Origin of the sequence: Nocardia sp. NPDC005825, from assembly GCF_040630175.1 — a bacterium.
Classification (GTDB): domain Bacteria; phylum Actinomycetota; class Actinomycetes; order Mycobacteriales; family Mycobacteriaceae; genus Nocardia.
Genome location: NZ_JBEXXC010000003.1, coordinates 655,703 through 672,458 on the forward strand (window position 1 = coordinate 655,703; position 16,756 = coordinate 672,458).

Sequence of the window (16,756 nt, forward strand, 5' to 3'; positions counted from 1 at the left end):
AGTGACCCCGCGAACCCGTCGCGACCTGTGGATTCATTCGGACAGACCGGGGTAATCGGGCGACATCGCGCGACTCACGGAGTCCCGGCTACGGCAACTGAACGGTTACCGCCACTAGCCTGCAGGGTGGGGGTCTCCCATTCGATTCGACCTCGTTTGCCGGGGTCCAGTGGGCCGAGTTTGGAAAGGACAGTCGGTTGCCGGAGAGTGCCTGGGCATCCGTGCCGAAAGGGTCCCGCCCATCAGCGATGCGCCCGCGGCCGCGGGGCGGGCCGGGCCGGGCGCTGGCCGCGCTGGCCGCGGTGCTGGCTCTGACGGTGACCGGACTCGGCTGGCACAGTGTGGACCAGCTGGTGTCGGGCATCGAGCGGATCGGCAATCTGGGGCTGGGCGGCGGCAAGTCCGACGGTGCGACCGACATCCTGATGGTGGGCATCGACGCGCGCACCGACGCGCACGGAAATCCGCTCACCCAGGACGAATTGGCCATGTTGCACGCCGGCGACGACGGCGAGGGCGGACTCAATACCGACACCATCATCCTGATCCGGGTGCCCAACAACGGGCGCTCGGCCGTGGCCGTCTCCATCCCGCGCGACTCCTACGTGGACATCCCGGGCCTGGGCAAGGGAAAGATCAACTCCGCGTACGGCATCACCAAGTCGACCCTGCAGCAGAAGCTGATCGATCAGGGCGTCTCCCCCGCCGAGGCGGACCAGCGCTCCACCCAGGCCGGTCGGCAGGCGCTGGTCAAATCGGTGGCCGGGCTCACCGGCATCACCGTCGACCACTACGCCGAGGTCGGACTGCTGGGCTTCGTGCTGCTCACCAACGCGGTCGGCGGGGTCGACGTGTGCCTGAACAACGCGGTGGACGAACCGCTCTCGGGCGCGGACTTCCCGGCCGGCAAGCAGAAGCTCGACGGCGCACAGGCTTTGAGCTTCGTGCGCCAGCGCCACGACCTGCCGCGCGGCGATATCGACCGCATCGTGCGTCAGCAGGTGTACATGGCGCAGCTGGTGCACCAGGTGCTCAGCGCCAAGGTGCTCGCCAGCCCCGGCCGGTTGAAGGAGCTCAGCGACGCGGTCGGCCGCACCGTGGTGCTCGACGACGACTGGGACGTGCTCAGCTTCCTGCACCAGCTGCAGGACCTCGCGGGCGGCGAGGTGAAGTTCGAGACCATTCCGGTCAAGGACCTCAACGGCTGGACCGACAACGGCGAATCCGTGGTCCGGGTCGATCCGACCGCCGTGCACAAGTACGTGACCGCCGCGGTCGGCGACGACGACGAGGACACCAAGGGCGACGGCGGCATCGAACCGTCCACCGTCGTCGCCGACGTCTACAACGCCTCCGGCGCCGGCGGCCTGGCCGGGCAGGCCGCACAGGCGCTGGCGGCCAAGGGTTTCCGCACCGGCACGGTGGACAACTGGATCGGCGGGCCGGTGCAGAGCAGCCGGGTGCTGGCCGCTTCCGGCGGCGACCCCAAGGCGCGCGCGGTGGCGCAGGCGCTGGGCGGGCTGCCGGTCATGGCGGAGCCGGGGCTGCCCGAGGGCTCGGTCCGCGTGGTGCTGGCGGGTGACTATTCTGGTCCGGGTTCGGCGAAGGGCAGCGCCACGTTCGATTTCTCCGGAACCGCGACCGCGACGCCCGTGCCCCCAGCCCCACCTATCGACGCCGGCACGAACGGACCGAAATGCGTGAACTGAACGAGACCCTCACCGAAGCGGTGCTCGACCCCATCCTCGCCCGCGACCCCGCCGGGCCGCGCATCACCTATTACGACGACGCCACCGGCGCGCGCATCGAACTGTCCGCGCTCACGCTGGCCAACTGGGCGGCCAAGACCGCCAATATGATTCGCGACGAATTCGGGCTCACCTCCGGCGCCCGGGTGGCGGTCCTGCTGCCGGCGCACTGGCAGACCGCCGCGGTGCTGCTGGGCTGCTGGTGGGCGGGCGTCGAGGTGGTGCTGCACGCCGACCCGGACGCCGAACTGGCGCTGGTGACCGCCGACCGCATCGACGAGGCGGACGGCATCGCCGAGGTGGCCGCGCTCTCGCTGGACCCGATGGGCATGCCGGTGCGCGACCTGCCGATCGGCGTCACCGACTACGCCACCTCGGTCCGCGTCCACGGCGACCAGTTCCGCCCGCACGGCATCGGCTGCGCCCTCGACGGCACCTCGGTCTCCGCCGTCCTCGACGAGGCCCGCAAATCGGCTGCCCGCCAGGGCTTCACCGCCGAGGACCGGGTCCTGTCCACCACGCCCTGGGACACCCCCGCCGAACTGATCGACGGCTTCGTCGCGGTACTGGCCGCCGGCGCCTCACTGGTCCAGGTCACCAATCCCGACCCCGCCGCCCAGGAGCACCGGGTCGCCACGGAGCGCGTCACCGCCCAGCGCCACTGACGATCCGTCGTCGATGGCTGTGATTTCAAGGGCTTGCCCGGAAAGTTGCGAGTTGCTCCTACCCCGGTAGGAGCACACTTTCCCTCCTCGGGATGTTTATCCACGGCAAGCGTGTACGTACCGTGGAATCATCCGATGACGAGGGAGTCCCGCGATGATGAGTCCCCGATACTGGGCCCGATGGATGGTCGAGCACGGCGCCCCGCGCTGGGGCCTGCGCTGGCAGGCCCGCCACGATGTTCCGTTCGCCAAGCTGATCACCACGTCGGACGCGCTGCACGATCCGTATCCCCTGATCGAGGACATCCGTGCCCGCGGCCGCCTGGTGCACAACCCGTACACCTGGGCGACGGCCGACTACGAACTGATCCGCACCATCCTGCGCGACAACCGCTTCGGCGCGTTCGGCCCGGACGGCGTGGACATGCCCGCCTGGCTGCGCGATCGCCTGAAGCGGGCGCAGACGCCGCCGAATCCGGTGGAGCCGCCGTCCATGCTGATGATCGATCCGCCCGATCACACCCGCATCCGCAAGTCGGTGTCGGCGGCGTTCACCCCGCGCGCCATCGGCCGGCTGCGCGATCGGGTGGAGTCGGTGACCGCCGAGCTGCTCGACGAGCTGCCGCCGGAGGGCTCGGCCGATCTGATCGCGGCCTTCGCCCAGCAGGTGCCGATCGCGATCATCACCGAGATGCTGGGTTTCCCGCAGGCGTCCCGCGACGAGTTCCTGACCTGGGGCGACGCCGCCAGCCCGCTGCTGGACATCGGCATCTCGTGGCGGGCCTGGCGTGACGCGTACACGGCCATGGGCGTGATGGACGAGTACCTGAACGGGCATCTGGCGAAGCTGCGGGCCACCCCGGGCGAGGACATCCTGTCCAGTCTGGTGACGGCCGGGGAGCTGAACGAGCGCGAGCTGAAGGCGACCGCGAGCCTGCTCATGGGCGCGGGGTTCGAGACCACCGTGAACCTGATCGGCAACGGGGTGGTCCAGCTGCTGTCGCATCCCGAGCAGCTGGCCATGCTGCGCGCGGATCCGGACCTGTGGCCGCAGGCGATCGACGAGATCCTGCGCTTCGACCCGCCGGTCACCATGACCGCGCGCATCGCCCTGGCCGACGCCGAGGTCGGCGATCAGCGGCTGGCGGCGGGCAGCGTCCTGGTGATGTCGCTGGCGGGCGCGAACCGGGATCCGAAGAAGTTCACCGACCCCAATCGGTTCGACATCACCCGCGAGAACGCCCGCGAGCATCTGACCTTCTCCAGCGGCATCCACACCTGTCTGGGCGCGAGCCTGGCCCGGATGGAGGGCGTGCACGCGCTGCGCGCGCTGTTCGACGCGTTCCCGGATCTCACGCTGGCGGGCGCGCCCGAACGCCGCCCGCTCTACACCCTGCACGGGTACGCGCACATGCCCGCGCACCTGGGCCGCCGGGCCACCGCCACCGTGTAGCCCGCCGGGGCGGGTCGGGATCGGTTGCGGCTCAATAGAAGCCGACCACGTCGTCGCCCCACACGGAGTTGCGGTCGCGGTCGGGATCGTCGATGACCCGGTCCACGCTGTCGATGACGAGCGTGGTCCGGGTGCCGGCGTGGTAGGGCGGCCAGTGCTTGGATCCGTCGATGGCGGCGGGCACGCCGTACTCGGCGAAGGCCAGCCAGCGGCGCATCACCCGGCCCGAAACCTCCTGCGCCGCTTTGCGTCCGCCGAGCCAGAAGGTCGGATCGTAGTCGAAGGAACCGAAATTGCCGAAGACATACGGCAATTCGGTGGCATGGCCCGCGCCGACCCGGGCCGCCTTGAGCATCGGGGTGGCGTGGTCGAACCGGTACATCCAGGTCGGCGAGTGCGTGGAGTGCGCGTCGGCCACCCACTGCGCGGGCATCCGGAACGCGGCGTCGGTCGACATGATCATCGCGCCGCGCGGCGTGCCCGCCGCGTAGGCGGCCGCGAACTCGGCGACGCGTTCGGGCGACAGGCCCGGATGCTCGGCGGCGACCGAGCGCAGCATGGAGTTCACGGCGTCCGGCGTGACCGGCATGATCGGTGAGCGCAGCAGCCGGAACAGCGAGGATTCGTCCTTGTTGGTGCCGATGAGCAGCGGCACCCGATGCGACCGGCCCTGCTGGAAGCGCTCGCTCGGGTAGCCGGGCAGCACATCGCCGTCCACCACGGGCGCGGCGGCCAGGCGGCCCGGTTCCCGCGCGGGCACCTCGTCGAAGAGGGTTCCGGCCGCGGTCACCATGCGTTCGAGGGGCATGGTGAGCAGTTCGGTCGCGCGGTCGGGCGTCAGCTCCAGCAGTTCCAGATAGCGCTTGGCCACCACAGCGGCCCGCTCTGGACCGAAAACCGCTGTGGCGGGCGGTGATTGGGCGATGGCCCGATGGAACAGGCCGGCCGACAGCGGCGAGGTGAGCAGCGCGGTGACGCAGCCCGCGCCGGAGGATTCGCCGAAGATGGTGACATTGCCCGGGTCCCCGCCGAAGGCCGCGATATTGTCGCGCACCCAGGCCAGCGCGGCGATCTGATCGTGCAGGCCCAGATTCGGGATGAACTCCTCGCCCAGCGAGGACAGGTCCAGGAAGCCCAGCGCGCCGACCCGGTAGTTGACGCCGACCACGATCACCTGACCGGCCTCGGCGAGACGGCGGCCGTCGTAGATGGCCTGGGCGGCGGTCCCCAGGCAGTACGCGCCGCCGTGCAGCCACACCATGACCGGGCGGGGTTCGTCGACGGCGGCGGCCGGGGCCCAGACATTGAGCCACAGGCAGTTCTCGCCCATGCGCAGATTGGCGTCGACGGGCACGAAGCCCGGGGTCTGCGGGGCGACGTCGCCGTAGCGCACGCATTCGCGGACGCCGGTCCAGGGCCGCGGGGGCTGCGGCAGGCGGAAGCGGTGCGGACCGGCGGTGCTGTCGGCGTAGGGAATGCCCTTCCAGACCGCGGCCGATCCGATGGCGACGCCGGATACGTCGCCGGACACCGTCCGTGCCACCGGCACGTCATCGCCTGCGGTCGGCTCGTCGAAGATCCGAGTGTTCATACGACACCTCCTCGTACTCCGTAAATCGAGGGTACTGGTGGTTCGCGGGTCGCCGGGCGATCATCGTCAGCGCGCCGCACGAGCTCGGCGGTGTGGTCTACGCTGGCCGGGTGCCGAGCTATGCGTATCGATGCCGCAGCTGCGGCGACACCTTCGAGCTGACCCGTCCGATGGCCGAGGCGTCCGCCCCCGCGACCTGCCCCGACGGCCACGACGACACCGTCAAGCTGCTGACCACCTTCGGAACCGTGAGCCGCGGCGCCGCCGCCCCGGTGTCCATGCCCGCCCCGCCGGCGGGTGGCGGCTGCTGCGGCGGCGGAGGCTGCTGCTAGCTCGCCGGTCCGGCGTTCTCGTCCGTCTTCTTGTCCGCGTGGCCCAGTGAGCGATCCGGAGCCACGCGGTCGCGGACGCGTTGTTTCAGCAGGGCGATGTCGGGAAAACCGCCGTCGGCCTTGCGTTCCCAGATCTGCTCGCCGTCGACGGTGATGCGGAAGACACCGCCCTCGCCCGGGACCAGGGCGACCTCCGACAGATCGGTGGCGAAGGTGGTCAGCAACTCCTGGGCCATCCAGCTCGCGCGGAGCAGCCAGCGGCACTGTGTGCAGTATTCGATCGCTACGCGAGGCATGTCCGCGACCCTATCCCGGCCCACCGACAGCGCCGCCCGCGCCCGCCCGCGGCCCTCGGCGGGCACCGTCCGCATCGTCCGAATCGGTGGCGGCGGAACGACTTCCGCATCCGACCCGGCCGCGTCGTGACGCCCGGATCTGTCGGTGCCCTCGGATAGAAATATGTCAACCGAGGAAGGGGGATGGATGACCACCGCTTGGACCGCCGATCACATCGGCTCGCTCGCACCGGACGCCGCGTCGCTGACCGCCGCCCGCAAATTGCGCGGCAAGTGGAGCGGCACCGGGATGCACGACACGGCGCTGTGGGGACTGTGCAAGGGCAGCGGCAGCCGCCCGTACCAAACCATCGTCGACCTGGCCGGACCCGCGTACAAGTGCACGTGCCCGAGCCGCAAGTTCCCGTGCAAGCACGCCCTGTCGCTGCTGCTGTCGTGGAGCGCCGGCGAGGTGCCCGCCGCGGACGCCGTGGGCGATTTCGCGGCCGACTGGCTGGGTGGCCGGGCCGCCCGCGCGGCGAAGAAGGCCGCGCCCGAGGCCAAGCCCGCGGCGAGCTCCGGGGCCACCGCCGATCAGCGCCGCGCCCGGGTCACCGCGGGCCTGGCCGACCTGGACACCTGGCTCACCGATCAGGTCCGGACCGGCCTGGCCCAGTCCGACCGTTCCATGCGGGCCTTCGAGACCGTGGCCGCGCGCATGGTCGACGCGCAGGCCCCCGGCGTGGCCGCCACGCTGCGTCAATTGCCGCTCGCCACAAGCCATTCCGACTGGCCCCGGCTACTGTTGCGCGAATACGCCCGGCTGCACCTGCTGGCGGCCGCGCACACCCGCCTCGACGAGCTCTCCCCCGGCCTGCGCGCCAGCGTGCGCACCCACATCGGCTACCAGACCCCGGCCGAGTCGGTCCGCGTCGAACCCGCGGTCCGCGACCGCTGGCAGGTCCTGGGCGTCCGCACCACCGCCGAGGACGGCCTCTACACCCGCCGGGTCTGGCTGCGCGGGCGGGCCTCGGGCCGCTGGGCCCTGATCCTGGACCACCACTACGGCAGTCCCGCCTTCCCCAACGACACCCCGGCTCCCGGCTTCCAGGTGGACGCGAACCTGCACTTCTACCCCGCTGCCGCACCCTTGCGCGCCGTCTGGGGCGACCGCCACGAGGACATTCCCGAACCCTTCACCACGATCCCGCTGCCGGTCGCCACCGGCGAGAACAACCGCGGCGACCAGGTCGCGGCCGTTGGATCCGGCGTCGATCCACGCGGATCCGATCCGGCGAACACCGACGCGGGGTCCGACGCGCGCCCGGGCGGCATCGCGGCGGCGCTGGTCGAACACGCGCGGGCATTGGGAGCCGATCCGTTCCTGCGTTCGTGGCCGGTGCTGCTCGTCGATGTCGTTCCGGTTCGCGGCGAAAATGGCTGGGAGATAGTGGAATCCGGTGGCGACGCGTTGCCGGTGTCGACGACCGAGGGTGAGCCGTGGCGGCTGCTCGGGCTGTCGGGCGGGCACGCGGTGACGCTGCTGGCCGAGTGGACCGCTGACGGGCTGGTTCCCGTCGCGGCGCTCGCCGACGGGGTGATGGTGGATGTCGGTGTGGCACCGGGGACTCCGAACCCGGTCCGCGGCGGGATCGAGGACGCCGGGAGCGCCGAACTGGTGTCGGCGGCGCTGGTCGGCACGGCACGACGGCAGGCCGACCTGTCGGGATTGGCCACGCCCGTCACCTCGGCGGCGACCGCGTTGAGCGGGGATCCCGCGGTCGTACTACTGGAATCCATTGCGCTGCAGGACTGTTTCGCTCGCGGCGGCGTCACCGCCGGTTCCGGTGAGCGCGGTGCCGCCGCGTCCGATGATGAGCGGCCGCTGCTGCCCGCCGCCGCGGGAGCGCGCTTGATCGACATGCTGTCGGACAATTCGTCGTTCCTCGAGGAGTGGTTCACCCTGGCCGGGCCGCGGGACTTCCGCGCGCCGGACGGCTTGGTGAGCGTCCTGCTCGATCGCGCCAAAGCGCTTGCGCCGCATCGGGAGCCGCTGTTGCGGCTGGCCGGGGCGCGGGGACGGTGGCTGGCCGGACAGCATCCGGGCTGGAAGTCGCTGGTGCGGGCGGCCGCCGAGGACGACAGCGTGTGGTCGCACGGCCGGGCGACGGAACGGCGCAGCTGGCTGACCCAATTGCGGCAGCGCGATCCGGCGGCGGCGAGCGCCGTGCTGGCCGGGTCGTGGGGCACCGAGTCCGGGCCGGGCAAGGCCGATCTGCTGGCGGTCCTCGCCGACGGGCTCTCGCTCGCCGACGAGCCGTTGCTCGAGACCGCGCTCGACGATCGGCGCGCGGAGGTGCGGCGGCTGGCCGCGGACCTGCTGGGACGACTGCCGGATTCGGCGTTCGCGCAACGGATGTCGCAGCGGGCCTCGGCCTGGCTGAGCTTCGGCGCGCGCCCGGTCACGCCGCGACTGGTCACCACCGGCCCCGGCGTGCTCGACGACGCGGCCCGCCGCGACGGCGTCGGGGATTCCTTCGGCTACACCGCCTATCGCGCCGACGGCGCACCCGATCTGGCCACCGAATGGCTGCACCGGGTGGTGGCGGCCACGCCGCTGCGGCACTGGGAACGGCTGCTCGGGTCGCCCGAGGAGGCGGTCCGGGTGTCCATGGCCGACGGCGTGCGCGGACCCATGTTCGCCGGCTGGACCGATGCCGCACTGGCACAGGGCGATCCGGTGTGGGCGCGGGCCCTGTTCGGGGCGATCTCCGGCCCGGCCGCCCGCGACGCGGATTCCGACAAGCTGCGCGCCCTGTTCGCGCTGCAGCCCGAGGCCGATCAGGTGCGGTACCTGCGCGGCCTGGATTCCAGCTGGCTCGCCGAGATCGAATCCCTGTTGCGCGCCATGCCCCGGCAGTGGCCCGGCCCGATGGCCGAGCACGTGCTGCGGCTGCTCACCGAGCGCGCTCAGCTGTGCGCCGACCGGCCGGGTGCGCCCAGCCTGGTGCCCGGCTCGTATCGGACGCTGTTCCGCGCGGCGTCCGCCCACTTCCCGGTGGAGCTGGCCGGGATGGTGTCCGGTCTGGCCCGCCGCTGCGCGGATCCGTACTGGGAGCAGGCCTTCGACCAGCTCGCCCATGACCTCATTGAACGCAAGACGATGCTCGAGGAGTTGCAGTGACCATTGCTCAGGAAGTCACCATCGCTCAGGAACCGGACGCCCTGCTGCGCCCGCACGCCGAACAGGCCTTCGCCGACGAGCTGAAGGCGCTCGCCGCGACCGATGACCGCCCGCGTCCACCCTCCTGGAACCTGTCGCCGTGGGCCGTGGTCACCTACCTGCTGGGCGGCACGCTGTCCGACGGCACCGTGATCACGCCCAAGTACGTGGGCCCGCGCCGGATCATGGAGGTCGCGGTCTCCACCCTGGCCACCGACCGCGCGCTACTGCTGATCGGCGTCCCCGGTACCGCGAAAACCTGGGTGTCGGAACACCTCTCGGCCGCCATCGCCGGACATTCGACGCTGCTGGTGCAGGGCACCTCCGGTACCGCGGAGGAGGCCATCCGCTACGGCTGGAACTACGCCCGGCTGCTGGCCGAGGGTCCGAGCGAGGCCGCGCTGGTGCCCTCGCCGATCATGACCGCCATGCGCGCCGGCTCCATCGCCCGGCTCGAGGAGCTCACCCGCATCCCGTCGGACGTCCAGGACGCGCTGATCACGGTGCTGTCGGAGAAGACGCTGCCGGTGCCGGAGCTGGGCACGGAGGTGCAGGCGGCCAAGGGCTTCAATGTGATCGCCACCGCCAACGACCGCGATCGCGGCGTCAACGAGCTGTCCTCCGCGCTGCGCCGCCGGTTCAACACCGTGGTGCTGCCGCTGCCGGCCGGGGAGGACGAGGAGGTCTCCATCGTCACCCGCCGCGTCGAACAGCTCGGCGTCGCACTGGAACTGCCCGCCGTGCCCGCGGCCGTCGAGGAGATCCGCCGCGTGGTGCGGGTGTTCCGCGAACTGCGCTCGGGCATGACCGAGGACGGCCGCACCAAGCTCAAGTCGCCGACCGGCACGCTGTCCACGGCCGAGGCGATCTCGGTGATCACCAATGGCATCGCGCTGGCGGCGCACTTCGGCGACGGCGTGCTGCGGCCCGCCGACATCGCGGGCGCGGTGCTGGGCGCGGTCATCAAGGATCCGGTGGCCGACCAGGTGGTGTGGACCGAATACCTGGAAGCCGTTGTGCGGCAGCGCCCGGACTGGGCGGACTTCTACCGCGCCTGCCGCGAGGTGCACGAATGACGGCCGCCACGATCCCGGCCGACACCGTGGCTTCCACCGAGGCCACGGGCCCGGCCGAGACGCGGGTGTTCGGCATCCGCCACCACGGCCCCGGGTCGGCGCGCTCGCTGGCGCTGGCGCTGGCGCGGTTCCGTCCCGACGCCATCCTCATCGAGGGTCCTTCGGACGCCGATCCGCTGGTCGGTTACGTCGCGGCCGAGGGCATGTCACCGCCGGTGGCCCTGCTCGCCTATCAGCCCGACAGCCCCGCCAAGGCCGCGTTCTGGCCGTTCGCGACCTTCTCCCCGGAGTGGGTGGCGCTGCGGTACGCGGCGGAACACGGTGTGTCCGCGGGCTTCTGCGATCTGCCGGCTTCGATCTGCCTGGCCGTGGAGGACGAGCCGGGCGATCGGACCGACCCGCTCGGCATCCTGGCCTCGGCCGCCGGATACGACGACGCCGAACGCTGGTGGGACGCCATCGTCGAATCCGCTTCGGACGCCGATATCTTCCCCGCGGTCAACGAGGCCATGGCCGCCCTGCGCGAGCACGCGGAGGATCTTCCGGAGGTCTTGGAGGAATCCGATTCCGTCGTCCCGGCCGAGGGGTCCGGGACAGCGGAGGAGGAGCCCTTCTCCGCCGCCACGGCGCGGATCACGGTGGACGCGCACACGCTGCGGCGTGAGGCGCACATGCGGCAGATCATGCGAAAAGCCTTGAAGGACGGGGCGAAACGGCTCGCCGTGGTGTGCGGCGCGTGGCACGCGCCCGCGCTGGAGGGCAAGCTGGGCCCGGCCGCGGCCGATGCCCGGCTGCTCAAGGGCCTGCCCAAGGGCAAAGCCACGCTGACCTGGGTGCCGTGGACGCATTCACGGCTGGCCAGCTCGTCCGGGTACGGCGCGGGCATCACCTCCCCGGGCTGGTACCACCACCTGTTCACCGAGACCGACCAGCCGATCGCCCGCTGGCTCACCAAGGTGGCGGGCGCCCTGCGCGCGCACGATCTACCGGTGTCGAGCGCGCACATCATCGAATCCATCCGGCTGGCCGAGACTCTCGCGACCCTGCGGGGGCGGCCGCTGGCCGGGCTGTCGGAGGTCACCGAGGCCACCCGGTCGGTGCTGTGCGACGGCGACGAGACGCTGTTGCGGCTGGTCAGCACCGAACTGGTGGTGGGCGAGGCGCTGGGGACGGTGCCGGAGGGAACGCCGACGGTGCCGCTGGAGGCGGACCTGCGCGCCCAGATCAAGACGCTGCGGCTCAAGCAGCAGGCGCTGGAACGGACCGTCGACCTGGATCTGCGCACCGACGGCGGGCTCGCGAGATCGCGTCTGCTGCACCGGCTCCGGCTGCTGGGCATCGGGTGGGGGCGGCTGACCGACAGCCAGGTCCGCAATGCGGGCACCTTCCGCGAGACCTGGACCCTGCGCTGGCGGCCGGAACTGGCGATCGCGATCGTGGAGGCGTCACGCTGGGGCACCACCCTGCGGTCGGCCGCCGAGGCGAAGATCCTCGACGCCGCCCGGGATCCGGACGCCACGGTCGGGAAGGTGGCGTCCGCGCTGGAGGAGGCGCTGCTGGCCGATCTCGGCGGGGCCACCGACGGACTGATCGCGCGGCTGGAGACCGTCGCGGCCCTGGATCACGATGTCACCCACCTGATGTCGGCGCTGCCCGGTCTGCTGCGCATCGCCCGCTACGGCGACGTGCGCGGCACCGACGGCGCGGCGCTGACCCGGGTGGCGGACAGTCTGCTGGTCCGCAGTTGCGCCGGCCTACCGGGCGCGGTGACCGGACTCGACGCCGACGCGGCGGCCGCGCTGCGCAGCCGGATCGACGCGGTGCACCTGGCGCTGTCGAACCGCGACGACGAATGGGCCTCGGGGACTTGGCTGTCCACCCTCGAGACGCTGGCCGATCGCGACGACGTGAACGGCGGCATCGTCGGCCGCGCCGTGCGGCTGCTCTGCGACGCCGAGCGCATCGGCGGCGAGGAGTCCGGCCGCCGACTATCGGCGGCGCTGTCGGTCGGCCGCACCGCGCCGGACAAGGCGGCCTGGATCGACGGCTTCCTCGGCGGCCGCGGCCTGCTGCTGGTGCACGACCGAAACCTGTTGTCGCTCATCGACGGCTGGCTGTGCGGACTCGACGAGGACCAGTTCGTGGCCACCCTGCCCCTGCTGCGCCGGACCTTCGGCGCGTTCGAGGCCGGGGAGCGGCAGGCCATCGGCCAGGCCGTCCGTCACGGCGCACCGACGGCCGCGGCTACCGGCAGCGCGGAGTACGACGTGGTCCGCGGCGCGCTGGCCATGCGTTCGGCCGCCGAGATACTCGGGGTGGCCCGATGAGCCGACACGGCGGTAGCCGGAACGGGCCGCAGAGCCTTCGACCGCAGCCGCGGAGCGGGCGCGCGTGCGAGCCGGGCCGGAAACTCAATTCCCTGTGGGGCACAAGCAGTTACCACCCATACACATCCTGGGGGATGGCATGAACGAGATCGACGAAGGGCAGCTGCGGCGGTGGCGGCTGGTGCTCGGCAGCGCCGGGGAGGCCGGGCTCGGGGGCGGCGGCCTGGGTGGCGCCGACGATCAGGCGATGGACCGCGCGCTGGGGTCGCTCTACGACTCCGGGCAGGGCGGGGGCGGGCGGCGCTCGGGCGGGCTCGGCGGGTCCGCGCCGCAGGTGTCGCGGTGGCTGGGCGATATTCGCCGCTACTTCCCCTCGACCGTGGTGGAGGTGATGCAGCGGGACGCGGTGGATCGGCTCAACCTCACCGAATTGCTGCTGGAGCCCGAGCTTCTGGAGGCGGTCGAACCGGATGTGCACCTGGTCGGCACACTGCTGAGCCTGAACCGGGTGATGCCGGAGACCACCAAGGCCACCGCCCGCATGGTGGTGGAGAAGGTGGTCAAGGAGATCGAGCGGCGGATCGCGGCGCAGACCGTGGCCGCCGTCGGCGGGGCGCTGAACCGGGCGGCGCGGGTGTCGCGCCCCAAGCTGCGGGACATCGACTGGGACCGCACGATTCGCAAGAACCTGGCGAACTATCTGCCCGATCACCGGACCGTGGTGCCCGAGCGGCTGGTGGGGTACGGCCGCAAGGCGCAGGCGGTGAAGCGGGACGTGGTGCTGGCCATCGACCAGTCCGGGTCGATGGCGTCGAGTGTGGTGTACGCGTCGGTGTTCGGCGCGGTGCTGGCGTCCATGCGGTCGCTGCGCACCTCGCTGGTGGTGTTCGACACGGCCGTCGTGGATCTCACCGAGAAGCTGTCGGATCCGGTGGAGGTGCTGTTCGGCACGCAGCTGGGCGGCGGCACCGATATCAATCGGGCCATCGCGTACTCCCAGTCGCTCATCACCCGCCCGGCCGATTCGCTGTTCGTCCTGATCTCCGATCTCTACGAGGGTGGCGTCCGCGCGGAGATGCTGCGGCGCATTCGCGCCATGAAGGAATCGGGGGTGCAGGTGGTGGTGCTGCTGGCGCTGTCGGACGAAGGCGCACCCGCCTACGACCGCGACAATGCCGCGGCGCTGACGGCCCTGGGTGTGCCCGCTTTCGCGTGCACCCCGGACAAGTTCCCGGACCTGCTCGCGGTGGCGCTGGACCGCGGTGACGTGCAAGGTTGGGCGCATCTCAACGCGGGCTGAGGGCTGGTCAGCGACAATTGAGCGGCGTCGGGCACTGATAGGCTGCCCTGCGGATTCAGGCTCGTGGCAGATTTGGTTTCGGGAAGCGGGTGCTCGGTTTGCGCTCTGGTGATGTGTTCGCCGGCTACGTCATCGAACGCGAGCTCGGCCGTGGCGGCATGGGCTCGGTGTATCTGGCCAAGCATCCGCGGCTGCCCCGGATGACCGCCCTCAAGCTGCTCAACCAGGAGATGTTCTCCGACGACGAGATTCGCGCCCGCTTCATTCGCGAGGCGGATCTCGTCGCCCGGCTGGACCACCCGAATATCGTCACCGTCTACGACCGCGGCGACGAGGGCGAGCAGCTGTGGATCTCGATGCAGTTCATCGACGGCGTGAACGCCTCGTCCATCAGCCCCGGCACGCTGCCGCCGCTGCGGGCGGTCCAGATCATCACCGAGACCGCCAAGGCCCTCGACTACGCGCACGGCCTCAATGTCCTGCACCGGGACGTGAAACCGGCCAATATCCTGCTGGCCCGCTCGTCCTCCAAGACCGGCTCCAGCGAGCGGGTCTACCTGACCGACTTCGGCATCGCCCGCCTGCGTGACGACACCGGCCACCTGACCCAGACCGGCACCGTCACAGCCACTCTCGCCTACGCCTCCCCCGAGCAGCTGACCGGCGCGTCCCTCGACGGCCGCTCCGACCAGTACTCGCTGGCCTGCACCCTGTTCCAGCTGCTCACCGGCGCGGTCCCGTTCGAGGGCACCAGCCCGGCCGCGGTCATCCGCGGCCACCTGCAGCAGCCGCCGCCCCCGGCCAGCCCGCTGCGTCAGGCCCTGCCCCGCGCCATCGACGCCGTCCTGGCCAAGGCCCTGGCCAAGCGCCCCGCCGACCGCTACCGCTCGTGTGTCGAATTCGCCACCGCCGCCGAACGAGCCCTCTCGGCTCCGGCCGCGCCGCCGCGGCCCCCGACGCCCGCGCACCCGCAGCCGATCGTGGCCCCACGCCCGCCGACCCCGGCCCACCCGCAGCCGGTGATCCAGCGCCCGCCGACACCCACCCCGTCGACCCCGCGCCCGCTGGTCGGACCGGGTCCCGCCTACACCAACCAGGGCCCCGCGTACCCGTCGCCGCCGACCTCGGCTCCGTCGTACCCCCATCAGCAGGCCCCGTCCTACCCGCACCACCCGATCCCGAACCAGCAGAACTCGACGCCGGCGTACCCGAACCAGCCCGCGCCGCAACATTTCACGAGTCAGCAGGGTCCGTCGTACACGCCGCCGCAGACCTACGCGCACCACACGCCGCAGCCGAATTACGCTCCACAGCGGCGGAATTCGAACAGCACGGCCTGGCTGATCGCCGCCATCGTCACGGTGCTGGTGATCGTCATCATCGTGATCGCGGTGATCATCAAGGGCAGCAAGTCCAAGGCCGACGCCCCATTGCAGCCCGACACCATCGTGTATTCGGCCTTCGCGGACCATCGCACGCCCGAGAGCATCCTCGGCGACAAGGCCTTCCGCATCACCCTGTGAAACCTGGGGGATCTCCCCCACCCGGATTCCAGGGATCCGCCGGATTCCCCAGGGACGCAGCCGGACCTAGCGTTCAGTCATGGTCAAACGCTGCGCCGCCGTCCTCGGCGCTCTCCTGATCGCCGGGGCGACCGCCGGGTGCGCCGAGCCCGCGGAGTCCTCCCTCGCGCTGCAGTTGCGCCAGGACACCGAGGCGATCCACGCCCTCGGCATCAGTGGTGTGCAGGCTCGCGTCGTCGGGCCCGACGGGACGCAATCGGTCGCCACCAGCGGGACGGCCGGCCGGCAGACAAGCGACCCGGTGCCGTCCGACGGGTATTTCCGGATGGCCAGCACCGCCAAGACACTCGTCGCCGCCGTGGTCCTGCAACTGGCGGGCGAGGGCAGGCTCACCCTCGACGACACCGTCGAGCGGTGGCTGCCGGATGTGGTGCGGGGCAATGGGAACGACGGCACCCGGATCACCCTCCGCCAGCTGTTGCAGCACACCGGCGGTATTCACGACGACCTGCCCGGGTACACCACACCCGAGGAGTACTACCAGCAGCGCTACGACACTTACACTCCCGCTCAGCTGATCGCCCGGGCCATGGCCCACGCGCCCGACTTCGCGCCCGGCTCGGGCTGGCAGTACTCCAATACCGGCTACATATTGCTCGCCGAGATCATTCAGCAGGCCACCGGGCGGCCCGCGCACACCGAGATCGAGAACCGCATCGTCACCCCGCTCGGCCTGCGCGGAACGCGGTGGCTCGGTGACTCGCCCACGCTCCCGCAGCCGCACGCCCGCGCCTACCAGTTCTTCGGCCCCGGTTCCGAAGTCGACGTCACCGACCAGATCGCGCTGGAACCGGAGAACCTCTCCTGGGTCACCACCACCGCGGACGAGAACACCTTCTTCCGAGCCCTGCTCGGCGGCCGTCTGCTCCCGGCCGACCGGCTGGCGGAGATGCGGCGGACGGTGCCGGTGAGCGGGGACCTCGAAACCATGTGGCCGGGTGGCCGATACGGCCTCGGCCTCGCCGAACGCCCGCTGAGCTGCGGCGGCGTCTACTGGTCCCACGAGGGCGGCGACGGCGGCTACATCACCCTCAATGGCGTCACCGGCGACGGCGCCCGCAGCGCCGTGGTCTCCATGTCGGAGGCCCTCGGCGACACCCCGGAGCACATCCTGGCCCAGGAATCCGCGGCCGCCACCCTGATCGACCACGCCCTGTGCCGTTGACCGAACGCTGTTATCGTC

Annotated in this window: 12 protein-coding genes; 10 read left to right on the top strand and 2 right to left on the bottom strand. The window is 71.3% G+C overall.

Annotation, left to right across the window (positions count from 1 at the left end; translation table 11 throughout):
- Positions 1 to 248 precede the first annotated feature (248 nt).
- From ABZ382_RS11875 to ABZ382_RS11885, 3 genes are all read left to right on the top strand, one after another.
- Positions 249 to 1,709 (top strand): LCP family protein, encoded by a 1,461-nt coding sequence (locus ABZ382_RS11875; protein WP_357087140.1) that lies wholly within the window; start codon positions 249 to 251, stop codon positions 1,707 to 1,709.
- A complete protein-coding gene (locus tag ABZ382_RS11880; protein WP_357087143.1) occupies positions 1,697 to 2,413 on the top strand; it encodes a TIGR03089 family protein in 717 nt (238 codons plus the stop codon). Before ABZ382_RS11875 ends, ABZ382_RS11880 begins: the two co-directional genes overlap by 13 nt.
- A gap of 157 nt (positions 2,414 to 2,570) precedes the next feature.
- On the top strand, positions 2,571 to 3,866 hold the full coding sequence (locus tag ABZ382_RS11885; protein ID WP_357087365.1) for a cytochrome P450: 1,296 nt from the start codon (positions 2,571 to 2,573) through the stop codon (positions 3,864 to 3,866).
- A 31-nt stretch (positions 3,867 to 3,897) separates the two neighbouring features.
- On the opposite strand, the gene ABZ382_RS11890 is transcribed toward ABZ382_RS11885, so the two are convergent.
- On the bottom strand, positions 3,898 to 5,457 hold the full coding sequence (locus ABZ382_RS11890) for a carboxylesterase/lipase family protein (protein ID WP_357087145.1): 1,560 nt from the start codon (positions 5,455 to 5,457) through the stop codon (positions 3,898 to 3,900).
- 110 nt (positions 5,458 to 5,567) lie between these two features.
- Between ABZ382_RS11890 and ABZ382_RS11895 the strand changes: the two genes are divergently transcribed.
- Complete coding sequence (locus ABZ382_RS11895; RefSeq protein WP_357087148.1) at positions 5,568 to 5,789, top strand: zinc ribbon domain-containing protein; 222 nt, start codon at positions 5,568 to 5,570, stop codon at positions 5,787 to 5,789.
- Here ABZ382_RS11895 and ABZ382_RS11900 read toward each other — a convergent pair.
- Entirely contained in the window at positions 5,786 to 6,085 is a 300-nt protein-coding gene (locus ABZ382_RS11900; RefSeq protein ID WP_357087150.1) for a SelT/SelW/SelH family protein, read from the bottom strand. The genes ABZ382_RS11895 and ABZ382_RS11900 overlap by 4 nt on opposite strands.
- Before the next feature lie 187 nt (positions 6,086 to 6,272).
- On the opposite strand from ABZ382_RS11900, the gene ABZ382_RS11905 reads away from it, so the two are divergent.
- The 6 genes from ABZ382_RS11905 to ABZ382_RS11930 all read left to right on the top strand — a co-directional run bounded on the left by ABZ382_RS11905 (position 6,273) and on the right by ABZ382_RS11930 (position 16,738).
- Positions 6,273 to 9,248, top strand: coding sequence for a DUF5691 domain-containing protein (locus ABZ382_RS11905; RefSeq protein WP_357087153.1), 2,976 nt, complete (start codon positions 6,273 to 6,275; stop codon positions 9,246 to 9,248).
- 2 nt (positions 9,249 to 9,250) lie between these two features.
- Positions 9,251 to 10,363 carry an AAA family ATPase gene (locus ABZ382_RS11910; protein ID WP_357087367.1) on the top strand — a complete coding sequence of 371 codons (1,113 nt, stop codon included), beginning with the start codon at positions 9,251 to 9,253 and terminating at the stop codon, positions 10,361 to 10,363.
- Entirely contained in the window at positions 10,360 to 12,690 is a 2,331-nt protein-coding gene (locus ABZ382_RS11915; protein ID WP_357087156.1) for a DUF5682 family protein, read from the top strand. Before ABZ382_RS11910 ends, ABZ382_RS11915 begins: the two co-directional genes overlap by 4 nt.
- Before the next feature lie 139 nt (positions 12,691 to 12,829).
- On the top strand, positions 12,830 to 13,990 hold the full coding sequence (locus tag ABZ382_RS11920) for a VWA domain-containing protein (protein ID WP_357087158.1): 1,161 nt from the start codon (positions 12,830 to 12,832) through the stop codon (positions 13,988 to 13,990).
- A 98-nt stretch (positions 13,991 to 14,088) separates the two neighbouring features.
- Positions 14,089 to 15,513, top strand: a complete 1,425-nt coding sequence (locus tag ABZ382_RS11925; RefSeq protein ID WP_357087161.1) for a protein kinase — start codon at positions 14,089 to 14,091, stop codon at positions 15,511 to 15,513.
- A gap of 79 nt (positions 15,514 to 15,592) precedes the next feature.
- Positions 15,593 to 16,738, top strand: coding sequence for a serine hydrolase domain-containing protein (locus ABZ382_RS11930; protein WP_357087164.1), 1,146 nt, complete (start codon positions 15,593 to 15,595; stop codon positions 16,736 to 16,738).
- Positions 16,739 to 16,756 lie beyond the last annotated feature (18 nt).

Bases quoted from the DNA above. Each gene is read 5' to 3' on its own strand.
- ABZ382_RS11875 (WP_357087140.1), top strand. From the start codon at position 249: ATGCGCCCGCGGCCGCGGGGCGGGCCGGGCCGGGCGCTGGCCGCGCTG.
- ABZ382_RS11880 (WP_357087143.1), top strand. From the start codon at position 1,697: ATGCGTGAACTGAACGAGACCCTCACCGAAGCGGTGCTCGACCCCATC.
- ABZ382_RS11885 (WP_357087365.1), top strand. From the start codon at position 2,571: ATGAGTCCCCGATACTGGGCCCGATGGATGGTCGAGCACGGCGCCCCG.
- ABZ382_RS11890 (WP_357087145.1), bottom strand. From the start codon at position 5,457: ATGAACACTCGGATCTTCGACGAGCCGACCGCAGGCGATGACGTGCCG.
- ABZ382_RS11900 (WP_357087150.1), bottom strand. From the start codon at position 6,085: ATGCCTCGCGTAGCGATCGAATACTGCACACAGTGCCGCTGGCTGCTC.
- ABZ382_RS11905 (WP_357087153.1), top strand. From the start codon at position 6,273: ATGACCACCGCTTGGACCGCCGATCACATCGGCTCGCTCGCACCGGAC.
- ABZ382_RS11915 (WP_357087156.1), top strand. From the start codon at position 10,360: ATGACGGCCGCCACGATCCCGGCCGACACCGTGGCTTCCACCGAGGCC.
- ABZ382_RS11920 (WP_357087158.1), top strand. From the start codon at position 12,830: ATGAACGAGATCGACGAAGGGCAGCTGCGGCGGTGGCGGCTGGTGCTC.
- ABZ382_RS11930 (WP_357087164.1), top strand. From the start codon at position 15,593: ATGGTCAAACGCTGCGCCGCCGTCCTCGGCGCTCTCCTGATCGCCGGG.